The 11,430-nt window shown below is 54.4% G+C and carries 10 protein-coding genes; 6 read left to right on the top strand and 4 right to left on the bottom strand.

The annotated features are described in order from the left end of the window. Positions 1-8: 8 nt before the first annotated feature. A complete protein-coding gene (locus tag RBB77_RS15240) occupies positions 9-2,354 on the bottom strand; it encodes an efflux RND transporter periplasmic adaptor subunit (protein ID WP_353062595.1) in 2,346 nt (781 codons plus the stop codon). Between the two features lie 149 nt (positions 2,355-2,503). Between RBB77_RS15240 and RBB77_RS15235 the strand changes: the two genes are divergently transcribed. Further along, entirely contained in the window at positions 2,504-2,857 is a 354-nt protein-coding gene (locus tag RBB77_RS15235) for an STAS domain-containing protein (RefSeq protein ID WP_353062594.1), read from the top strand. An 84-nt stretch (positions 2,858-2,941) separates the two neighbouring features. Here RBB77_RS15235 and RBB77_RS15230 read toward each other — a convergent pair whose 3' ends face one another. Then, positions 2,942-3,244 (bottom strand): cytochrome c oxidase assembly protein, encoded by a 303-nt coding sequence (locus RBB77_RS15230; protein WP_353062593.1) that lies wholly within the window; start codon positions 3,242-3,244, stop codon positions 2,942-2,944. A 403-nt stretch (positions 3,245-3,647) separates the two neighbouring features. Then, positions 3,648-4,235, bottom strand: coding sequence for a response regulator transcription factor (locus RBB77_RS15225; RefSeq protein WP_353067642.1), 588 nt, complete (start codon positions 4,233-4,235; stop codon positions 3,648-3,650). Positions 4,236-5,317: 1,082 nt separating this feature from the next. On the opposite strand from RBB77_RS15225, the gene RBB77_RS15220 reads away from it, so the two are divergent. From RBB77_RS15220 to RBB77_RS15205, 4 genes are all read left to right on the top strand, one after another. Then, entirely contained in the window at positions 5,318-5,581 is a 264-nt protein-coding gene (locus tag RBB77_RS15220; protein WP_353062592.1) for a hypothetical protein, read from the top strand. Positions 5,582-5,735: 154 nt separating this feature from the next. Next, complete coding sequence (locus RBB77_RS15215) at positions 5,736-5,954, top strand: hypothetical protein (RefSeq protein WP_353062591.1); 219 nt, start codon at positions 5,736-5,738, stop codon at positions 5,952-5,954. Between the two features lie 163 nt (positions 5,955-6,117). Next, positions 6,118-6,726, top strand: coding sequence for a response regulator transcription factor (locus RBB77_RS15210; protein ID WP_353062590.1), 609 nt, complete (start codon positions 6,118-6,120; stop codon positions 6,724-6,726). A gap of 50 nt (positions 6,727-6,776) precedes the next feature. After that, a complete protein-coding gene (locus tag RBB77_RS15205; RefSeq protein WP_353062589.1) occupies positions 6,777-7,148 on the top strand; it encodes a response regulator in 372 nt (123 codons plus the stop codon). Positions 7,149-7,846: 698 nt separating this feature from the next. On the opposite strand, the gene RBB77_RS15200 is transcribed toward RBB77_RS15205, so the two are convergent. Further along, a complete protein-coding gene (locus RBB77_RS15200; protein WP_353062588.1) occupies positions 7,847-10,480 on the bottom strand; it encodes a PAS domain-containing sensor histidine kinase in 2,634 nt (877 codons plus the stop codon). Positions 10,481-10,751: 271 nt separating this feature from the next. On the opposite strand from RBB77_RS15200, the gene RBB77_RS15195 reads away from it, so the two are divergent. Next, on the top strand, positions 10,752-11,300 hold the full coding sequence (locus RBB77_RS15195; protein ID WP_353062587.1) for a MarC family protein: 549 nt from the start codon (positions 10,752-10,754) through the stop codon (positions 11,298-11,300). The last annotated feature ends 130 nt before the right edge of the window (positions 11,301-11,430 follow it).

The raw sequence follows: 11,430 nt of genomic DNA, 5'->3' as shown, positions 1-11,430 counted from the left end.
CGTGCTCCTTACCAGGCAAACCAGTTCCACAGCGTTGACCAGACCCACAATGCAGGATCGCGAAACAGCACATACCCCAGCGGCCGTAGACCCACTCGGACCTTCCCGGTGCCCTGCATTCCCGGCCGCAGCCTTCCATCTTCGTTCGGCAACGCCACCCGTGCAAAGAACAGGTGCTTATCCCCCACTGTTATCCCCGAAGGGCTCACGGTATCCACCCGCCCGCGAAAGGTCGCTGCTGGAAACGACTCGAGCTTTACCACCGTCTGCGCTCCCGGCCTTACCAGCGCAACATCCTGCTCCGGCACCGCGACATTCACCACCACACTCTGCGTGCTCATCAGCTCCACCACAGGATCGCCGTTCGAAAGTTTCTTCCCAACGAGGTCCTCCACATGCGGAGTCGCGACCACACCCGCGATCTCCGACCGCAACATCGTCCGCTTCAGCCTGTCATTCAGCCGCGCTACCTCACCGCGCGCGTACTCAGCCTCCAATTGATGTTGCCCAGCTGCTGTCGCGTCGTTGTCGGTGAGCGCGCGATTCATCCGCGACATCGCGGTTTCATACTTCGCCTGAGCGCCGGCGAGCGTCGCCCTCTGGCCCCAGTCTGCCATCTGGAACAGCGGCGTTCCTGGCTCCACGTGATCGCCTTCGCGCACAAACGCATGCTGCACCACGCTGTCCTCTTCCGCATGCACATACTCCGTCAGCGAGGGACTCACCTGCGCCTGCCCAGACACCCGCATCGGCAGCGGAACGAGCACCAGCGCCAACGCCACCAGCGCCACTGAGCCCAATAGCAGCCCGCGCCGTCGCCGCTCAATCGCCATGAATCGGCGCCGCTTTTCAATCAGGGGTTCCAGGATCCCGATGAAAGGGACCTCTTTGTACAGCGAAGCGTTTCTCAGCGCCAACGTCGCCTGGCTCGAAAGAATTTTGATGATCTCCAGGTGAAGCACTCCGAGAAATTCCGCGTCCGAGCTCTCAAACGAAAGAATGCCCAGCCGTCCCTCATCGTCCCCCAGTGGCAGCGCATAAAAACTTCTCATCCCCGAGGTCTCGAAGTATCGCCGAAACTTCTCGCGTGTCTCCGGCCTTGCGTCGCTGATTTCGTCGCCCCGCTGCGTGACATACACCTCCGTTCCCACCCCGCCCACCCAGCTCAGCAATCCATTCAGCGCCTGCACCTCCGACGTCGATCTATCCAGCTTCGTCACTCCCGAAATTGCCTGCACCGAAATCCGGCCTTTTTGCTCCAGTGCGATCGCCGCCCGTTCGTACGGAATCACGAGCTGTGGCTGATTCACAATCGCCTCCAGCACACGCGGTAGATTCAGCGTCGAGGTGATCTCCTGCCCCACTCCTACCAGCGTCCGCAGCACTTCGATCTTCCGTTCCGCCTGCAGCAGGGAAGAGTTATGGAGCGCCTGTGCCGCCGATCCAGCCACCTGCGTGAGGGTAAACAGATCATCTTCCCCAAACTCTCGCCCGACCGCCCGCACAACCTCCAACACACCCGTGAGAGCTTCCGCATGCAGCAGAGGAGCAGCCATCACCGACCGTCCATCTTCCTCCTGCACGAGCACTTCTTCGCCTGTCTCTCCAACTCCACCCACAATTCCTTCGCCGTCCGCGCGACGTTCCCCAAGTGCTGCCCCGTCCTCGCCTACCTGTTCCATCAAGACCAGATCGTTTTGATCCACCATCCACAGATTCACGGCATTCGCCCCGAGCAGGTCCTGCACCTTCGAGCAGATAATTGGAAGGAGCTCACGCATCTCCAGCGTCGCGTTGAAGATCCGCTCAATGTCGTACAGCTGCGTCAACCGCAGTACCGAACCGAGCCCCGCACCGCGTTCTGCCTCATACCGCTGTGCCGCGTCCAGCGCAATGGCCGCGAAGTCCGCCATCTCGGACGCCTCGTCAAGGGCCTCCTCGGTCGCGGCCTCGCCAAAGCTGACAATCTCGACGCAGCCCAGCAGGCGATCGTTCAACAGAATCGGAACATAGCTCAACGCACTGAAGCTTTGGCGCACATCGAAATGTGCGAACTCCTCTCGCGCGAGATCTGTCGCCGCAAACTGTAATACTGCACGCTCTTCGGCGACCGCACTCAAGCTGCCGGCCTCTTCGTACGCAATTGCGCCCCGGCTCGCCGTAATCCCACCTACGGCTGCCCTCGCCTGCCACGTCCTCGCCGATTCGTCCACGGTGTAAACCACCACTGCAGACCCCACGAACAGCGCTTCGACCTCGGCTGCGAGCACGCGTGCCCGCGAAACACTCTCCAGATGCTTCAGCAGCAAGCCAGAGAGACGAATAAGACGCAATGACACTACCGGATCACTCACTCCAGGAAACTCCACGCCATCGATTCGATTGATGGCTAGAATGGTATCCTGCCCCGGCCTTCCTGTGGAGCTTTCCTTTGTTACAAATATTCGTAGGAACTATATCCGGCACATCGGCGGACAGCACGCAGTTTCAGGAGATAGAACCCTTGACCCGATTCGAGATCGACACACTTACGCACGGAGACGTCGAATCCATCCGCCTTCGCGGCCACCTCGTCCTCGGTCAGCCTATCGACGATCTTCGCCAGAAGATGGACAACCTTGCCAGCCACGGCGAATCTCAATTCGTCTTCGATCTCGAAGAGGTCTCCCGCATCGACTCAAGTGGCGTCGGTGTCCTTGTCCGCATCCTCACCTCCAGCAAGGAAGCAGGCGGCTCCCTCAAACTTGTCAACCCGTCGCGCCATGTTACTCAGGTTCTACAAATGTGTTGCGTCCTCCCACTCTTCGAGCTCTTCAGTGACGAGCAGCAAGCCATTGCGTCTTTCAGCCAAACTTGATCGTCACGTCCTTCCGGTTCAGGCCGAATCTCAGCGTTTTAAGGAAACCTGGATGCCGTCTGGCAACGGGTTTGCTAAGTCCGTTTATAGGAATCGATCTTGGGCCGTTCGACGACTCCATAGCTCTGGTAGAGTAATCGCCCTGAAATACGCAGGAATGCCGTCAACCCTGTGTTTTACGAAGTCCGACGTCAACAGGTACGGAATGATCATCCACGAGGTTGATCGGTGTCGTGCCGGCCAAGGCTGCACGATGGGCCACCAGAAGGTGAGGCTCGTCGCGAAAAAACAGAAGTGTTCGAAGTTGTGCCAGTCTTCCGACGACAATGCGAATTCGTACGCTTTCGGAATGTGCAGTCCACATAAGTGAGGTCCATCGCTAGCCACGCACTCGGTAGTCGGGAAAGGAACTCCTGGAGGATGAGCGACCTAAGATCGAAAGAGCAGTCCGCCAATCCAGTGAATAATCGGCCGCGGTAGTCCGCGCAACATGGGGACGAACGGACATCCACCACACATGTCTCGACATCTTCGAATGTGAATTCCCCGAGACAAGGCGTTGGTCTTTCTGTCAGTGCGCTACGTCGACAGCGTGATCGTAGCAATAGGGTGAACCGATCGAAATTACATGTTCCTGTTAGCGATAGATCGAAGAAGGAAGAGCATCGAATATATGTGATCGGTGTCGAAGCTCTTTCGCCGTGACGGGGCCCTGATCATCTTTGGGCGAACGTGTGTGCTGTCGTATCGTGCAGCAGATATACGCGTACGAGATCCCTGGACGATCTAGTCACCTGCGCGAAGGAATGGCAGAATTTCCTTCCACCGTTTCCGCGAAGCGATAGCCGATCCCTGGCTCTGTCAAGAGGTACTTTGGATTTGCAGGATTGTCCTCAATCTTGAGGCGCAACTGCCTGACGAAGATTCGCAAATACTCGCGATCACTACCGTACTGTGATCCCCATACTGATCGTAGTAATTTCCTATGTGAGACCGGCTTCCCCGCATTCCTCATCAGGTTATGGAGAAGTGCGAACTCCTTCGGAGTCAGGTGGAGGGGGCGACCTCTCTTATGTACCAGGTGCCTCGAAGCATCAAGATGCAAATCCCCCACCCTGAATAGAACTTGTTCCTCATTGGAGTCATGAGTCCGTTTCAACGCGGCGCAAACTCGCGCGATTAACTCGTGGAACGGCAACAGATCTATCGAGTAGTCACGGGCGACCGCCTCCGAAGATCTGTCTAGCGGGCCGTGACTGTCTCGTGGCGTATGGATAGCAACCAGGAAACTCGAGGAGATCGCACCTTCCAGAGGGCTGATGTCGACTCCTACGGTTTCCGGTTTACTGCGCCCACGCGCACCTTGGACCAGTGTCATTCCGATTGGGAGCTTGACCTCCGGAATTCGTTTTCCGCTACTACGATTAGCGATGGTTTTGACCTTCCAGTTCATGGAGAACCCTGCCCGGATTGCGATTTTTTAAAAGGAGTGCCGTGAGATTCGAGTTCGTTAAAGATTGCTCGGCGAGTAGCGAGGACTCAGCTCGGGGGCGACTGTGCTCTCGAAGTAATGCCACCTCTACTCAGGAATGTGCTTTCCGCCCTCACCGATGGCCAATGCGATTCAGCATCGTTTTGGTCAACATAACGCTTACAATCCCGTTGCGCCATTACATGTTCATGTGGCAAGGGTGTGCGAACTATGAGCCGATAAGACTGTGGCCTGAGCCGCTACCACGGGCACTTGTTGAGTCGAAGCAAGTTGATCTTCACACTCGGCAAGATATCGATATACGAGGTGTACCGCCATTGAATTCTCGCCGACTGCGGAGGCGACCCGTTTCACGCTCCCCGCTCGCGTGTCGCCAACAGCAATGATTCCTGGGATGTTGGTTTCGAGCATGAGTGGAGGCCGTTTTAGCGGCCATTGATCCTCACATGCGAACGCAGCAAGATCGGATCCGGTGACGATGAATCGTTTGTTGTCGAGGGCGAAGGAATCGTCAAGCCATTCCGTTCGCGGCGCTGCCCCGGCCATCACAAAAACGTGGCAAGTTTTTCTGGCGTCATCTGGGAATTGCATCGCCTGCAACCGTACGATATCCGAAGCACTCCACGTCACGCCATCACATCTTTATGTGTGCTGTCGGCATGCTCAGAGTTGAAATCCGCCCGCCACCATAAACAAGTAATGCACTTATATTCCCTTCAGTAAGAGGCTCAACAGAGCAATAAATCGGAAGATTTGCACGGGAGTCCACTTGGCTGTTGCCGTGAAAATCTTCTCAAGGGATTCACCCGACACGTCGCGGAAATGATGGATACGACTGCACTGGATGCCTTCCTTGAGCGCTCTCCAAATCCCACGTGGTTGGCAGATTTCGACGGCCGGCTCATCTATGTAAATCAAGAGTCGAGAGAGATCACTGCTGCGAGCACAACCCAGCTTGGAGACTTCAATTGCTGGATCTGTCTTCCAGTCTATGGCAGGAAGCGCGGATTCATTATCAGCCCTATCGCGCACGTCTCTTTCTCCGTGCCAGAGATTCTGCACGAGGCGGTGCGGTAGATGTTGTTGGAACGGAGCATATAGCTCCCGACGGCTCCGAAGCGTGGCTCTTCACCGCCGTCGTCTCAGCATCGTTGGGCAAAGCGCCTCCGCCTGTCGAGGCGAATCTTCAAGTGCCCCTCAAGGCGGAGGGCCGATCTTTCGGAGCCGTGTAGCGCGACCCTCGTGGGAATTGTTTTGAGCCTAGACCAATAGATATGTAATGGCATTCTGAACGCTGCCATCCTTATGATGGCGAAGACATTAGAGCTCCGGCGCGAATCAAATTGACTGCCCCCAGCGAGTGCCCGAACGAAATAGGAGGAGTCCATGGTGTGGATCGACATTGGTGTGACCTTGTTGTTGACTATCCGCATAGCACTGTTCAGGCCAACGCTTCCGCAGCTAGTGGATCCGAACCATGATGCCTCGGAGGCAAAAGATGGACAGCAGAAGTACCTCTTCGTGATGATGGAGGAGCGAAGAACATTTTCCGCGAAATCCTTCATTAGCGAAAAATTGGGCTTTCGCAATTACATATTCATGTAATGCGTGATTCGAAGGTGCGTCAATGATTTCGACATGCCTTCCCGATATAATCTCTCACAAGGTGCGCTTAGAAGCGGTGCGCCGAGCATTTTGAGGCTTGTGAATAATGACGAGCGCAGCTATCAGTAGCCCACTCCTGGAGGGGATCGTGCCGTCAACCGAAATGATCTACATCGTTGATGATGATGCCAGTGTTGGAAACGCTCTCTCATCGCTACTGCGGGCCAATGGCAAGCAGGTTCAAATATTCACTTCAGGACAAGACTTCCTCGACTTCGAACTTCAAGACTGCTCCGGGTGCGTGGTTCTCGATTTGAGAATGCCAGGATTAAATGGATTGCAGGTGCAAGAGTCGATTGCCGCCCAGACGGCAATCCCGGTCATTTTTATTACCGGACGCGGCGATGTTCCGTCCACTGTCACAGCGATGAAGGGAGGAGCGATGGACTTCCTCACCAAGCCTATTGACGAGGCGGCACTACTTGCCTGTATCGAAAGGGCGCTCGAACAGGATCGGAAACTTCGGTTGGCTGCATTAGAACGGAAGAATCTACTCGCCCGTTACGGATCGTTGACTCCCAGGGAACAACAGGTGTTACCGCTGTTGGCACGGGGTCTTTTAAACAAGCAGGCAGCCTGGGAGCTGGGAATCACGGAGTATACCGTGCAGATACACCGTGGGCACATAATGCGGAAGATGGGAGCCGATTCATTCGCGACCCTGATTAAACTCGCCAGCAAGCTAAATCTCGAGTCTTCCAAAGCATCCTAAATTGCTGTGAATGATTTTCTATGGATCGCCCCAGAGGGGCGGAGGTTTCAATGGGCATGCAGGCCCGCACGATCGCAGTCATTGATGATGATCTCCGAGTTCTCGAGTCGCTGATAAACCTACTGGCCTCCTCCGGATATATCGCTGAAGGCTATGGCTCGGCAGAGGAGTTTCTCGAGTCAGATGGTCTGGAAAAGAGCTCTTGCGTCATCACTGATGTGGAGATGCGGCAGATGAGCGGTCTGGGTTTGCTCCAACACATTAACAGTACCGGTAGCTCATTTCCAGTCATTGTCATCACCGGAAAGCCTTCTGAGAAGTCGGAATTGTTCTACCTTGAAAAAGGAGCAGTCGGCTTCTTCCGCAAACCGGTTGATGGCGATGCCCTGATCAACCTTCTAAAAGGAGTTTGTGAAGGATAAATCTCGGAATTTATCTGTGCGCCAAGTCGCTTGTTCATAGCCTTCGCGAGCTCCGCCCTATACTTTAGCCCGAAATCGTTCAGCGGATGTGCATGCTGCTGCAAAGCCACTGATTTTGATTTGGTCGACGCTCATTCGAGTGGAACCGACACGGGTTTTATCGTAGTGTTCCAACTCGGATACCTGCTATTACAGATTTCTGGTAGCTGTCATGCCTCCTTGAAGAACGGAGTGGGGTGGCAAGACGGGAGATGGCGATTTCATCTCGGTCTGGCCTGAGCGTCCATATAAAATCTGAGCCGCGAAATCTTAAAATATCTCCGTCGAAAAGAACATCACATATTTTCACTCCGAAGTGGCGTCCCTTTCATGTGAAGCAGAGAACAATCCTGACTCGGCGCAGGATTCCTCTCAACGTGCCACTTGCAAAGAACGCTTGATCAACCCCTGGCGGCTAAGAAGGTCGGCAAGGCTACGAAGACCGGCGCCAAAGACGTTGATCATGCAGCTGAGGTCAGGGCCAGAGACGCCGGAAAAAATGTCAATACCCGTGGAGAAAAGACCGGCGATGGTGTTAACTATGCCGTCACCAAGTAGTTGAAAAATTGATTGCCAGCAACCCGGCGAGAGCAGCTTGGCTCGCCCGGGATTTTTATTGTGGATTGAAGGGTGAGGATCGTTGGACGAGGAGCTAGCCGTCACGTTTTTGACGACACGGGCAATGCGACATTGAAAGTGGCGCCCCCGCGGTCAGGATTGTTCTCTGCCCAGAGTCGCCCGCCATGGGCTTCGACGACAGATCTTGAGACGGCCAGGCCGATACCCATTCCTTTTTCCTTGGTTGTAATAAAGGCATCGAATATTTTTTCGGTATCTTCGAGTCCCGTGCCATTGTCGATGACCTGGACAACGACCTCTTGCTCCTGTGTAAGAAAGGCTCTCATCAGAATCTTGGATGTATTTGGACTCCCGTCGGCCGCTTCAATCGCATTCGAAATTAGGTTGATAAATACCTGCTGAGTTTGAATTCGGTCGACACAAATTGGCGGCAGACTACCTTCAATGGACCAGTCAATTTGGACCTCGCGCTTGTTGGGGCCTTCATGGATAAAACGTAAGGACTCTCGTATGATGTCCAGAACATTCTCGTCCCTCTTCTCGTATGGCTCGCTCTTAAAAAGAGCGCGAATGTGCTGCATGGTCTGGTCAGCTGAGCGAATATCTCTCAATATTCGCTCAATCGAGGCGTTTGTTTCGGGTAGATCAGGCGGGTTGGCTGCCAACCAACGCTTGGCGGCTTGGGCATTTCCAAGCACAGCCATAAGCGGTTGATTGAGTTCATGAGCGATCGATGCTGAAAGCTCAGCTACGGTTGCGATTTTCGACGCTGTGCTGAGCTTGATGCGCGCCTCGTGAAGGTGGTCTTCTGCTCGTTTCCACTCATCGATGTCAATTGAGAGACCGTACCACTGAATGATCTTTCCGTCGGGGTCACGAAAAGGTTCGCCTCTCGTTTGATGCCACTGGTACTCTCCATCCGCACGTCGCACACGATGTATTACGTTGTATGACTCTCCAGTTTCGATTGCGCGGAAGAATGCCTTCGAGGATTCCTCTCGATCATCAGGATGAATGAAGCTCACCCACCCGTGATTTGCGAATTCTTGGAAGGAAGCCCCAACATATTCAAGGAGTCTTTGAGAATTATGGATTGGTTCTCCGGTCGGCGACGTTATCCAGAGCATTGAGGGAATTGTTTCGATAATGCCAACGAGCTCGTGTTCTCGCGCCTGAAGAGCGCTTTCGGTCTCTTTCAATGAATTGATGTCGAAGAGAATCCCATACCATTTAACGATCTTCCCTTCGTCATCACGGAGAGGGAGACTGCGACTCAGGAACCAATGATAGATTCCATCCGCTCGCCGGCAACGAAACTCCTGCTCTACAGATTTTCCTGAAGTCAATCCCACCTGCCAGTTTGCCAACACTCGATCGACGTCGCTGGGATGAACCACACTCGCCCATCCCCATCCCAGAGCCTCTTCTCTGGTCTGGCCGGAGTAGTCCAACCAACTCTGGCTCAGAAAATCAGCTGTTCCGTTAGGCAAAGAGGTTCCCATGTAGGCGGGCATGATCTCAATGATCGTCCGAAGCTCTCTCTCCCTGAGTTGGATCTTCTCTTCTGCCCGTTTGGACTCAGTAATATCGATGACCGCCCCGGCGAACTCGAGGTCATCGGAGTCGGTTTCCAGCGGCCGCGCGAGAACGTGAACATACTTGACGCGTTCGTCGGGAAAGAGCAGACGGTACTCGTAGTCGATGGAGCCGCCGCTGGTAGAGGCTCGTTCGACAGTCTCAAGAACGAAACTACGGTCTTCAGGGTGAACGCGGTCCACGATCATGTCGAGCGTGATCTTCACCGCCGGATCATATTCGAAGATGCGGTATGTTTCGTCCGACCACACATGCTCTTCGCAGCCCGGTCTCCAACCAAAGCTGCCCGTGTGACTCAACCTTTGAGCTTCTGACAGATAGGCTTCGCGACGCCGAAGTTCCTGGGTAAGTAGTTCGTGCTCCGTTACATCCATGGCGCTGCCTGCGATTCGTTTCAGAGATCCCTCTTCTACAACAGGAGCACCCACACAACGAATATGCCTCACCTCGCCGTCAGGTCGCACAATACGCTTGGTGACATCGCATCCCAATCCTTCGGCAAGCATTCGCTTGATCAACGATGCCATGAACTCACGATCGTGCGGATGAACGCGTCCAAGGTATTCCTCAAGGGTTGGGGCAGGTTTGTCAGGATCAAGCCCGTATATCTGAAAGAGTTCACGGGACCAATGGCCAAAACTTCCTGCAGGCTCGAAAACCCAGCTGCCCACGTGCCCTAGACGTTGTGCTTCGGACAGGTAGAATTCACTTCTCCGCAGCAACTGGGCACTGATCTGGAGCTCTTCTTCGGCCCGCTTGCGTTCCTCGATCTCAATGCTCGATCCAACCCACTGGACCACAACTCCATCAACGTCTCGTCGTGGTACCTTGCGATGGAGCATCCAACGATAGACTCCATCAGCCCGCCGTACTCGTACGGCTGTTTCGAAGCGTTCTCCTGTAGCGATCGACTCTCGCCACCTCTGCACAAAACTCTCGACATCTTCAGGGTGAATACAGGAGGTCCATTTCCATCCCAGCAGATTCCTCAGTGGCTGCCCAACGAAGTCCAACCAGGTCTGGTTAAAGAAATAGAGATAACCATCCGGCCGTGCGGTGTGGATCAACGCAGGAGCCGAGTCGATAATCTGACGAAGATCCAAGTCTTGATCGTCCACGGAAGTATGCTCGGCTGCTCCCATGGTGCAGATGGTACACCCATAAGGATTCAACTATAAAGGCGTAAAGCTTGATTGCGCGGATGGAGGCACCGTCTCATCGAACCGCGCGGGGATGGGATGTTCAGCCGGTGCGACGGCGATTCTCCTGGGATACCAGAAAGATGTAATGGACGTTGTGTGAATGGTCCACTACATTGAATCGCAGAATAGGTAACTGAATTGGTCTACAGAGGGTTCACAGCTTTTGCAAATCTGCGGGGCCGTCGCGATGTGCATTTTAAGTCCACCTTTGGCGCATTGCGATCAACCGTTTTTCCTTGCTGGTTGCAACGTATTTTGTCGGGACTTATGTGCTCGCCTTTCTGGGATTTCGCTGCCCGCGGTGCAGGTCGGCGGAGGTTTGATCGTCATTGCGACTGGATGGACGTTGCTGAAGCAGCGAGACGACGAAAAACAGGACGTACAGAAAACCGTCCAGCCGCAAGACTCAATCCGCCGGGCGTTCTATCCCTTGACATTGCCACTGAGTGAAGGCCCTGGATCAATCTCTGCGGCGATCACGCTGGGTGCGAACGCGGCTCACCATCGCGCGTACCATCCCTTGACAATCTTGGCGGCACTCATTGGATTGGCGTTGATAGCAATTAGCATTTTGCTCTGCTATGGATTTGCCGACCGTTTGGCGCGAATCCTGGGAGCAACGGGGATGACTGTGATCACACAATTGTCGGCTGTTTTCCTAGTTTGTATCGGGGTGCAGATTGCTTGGAACGGGATTAAAGCATTGCTGGAGTTAATGACGCTGCATATTGGCTGACTAGAGACCGCATCGCTCAAATTCAGCGCTATGATTGGGTTGTTCGCATGATAGCGAATGACATGGGAGGCACGATCAACCTCTTCGATCGTGAAAACGCATGGATCGATGTGAGCGGCGCGCTCTACAT

It is taken from the genome of Tunturibacter psychrotolerans (assembly GCF_040359615.1).
GTDB lineage: Bacteria > Acidobacteriota > Terriglobia > Terriglobales > Acidobacteriaceae > Edaphobacter > Edaphobacter psychrotolerans.
Note: the sequence above shows the minus strand (reverse complement) of the source record. Positions and strands in the feature narration are given on the sequence as shown.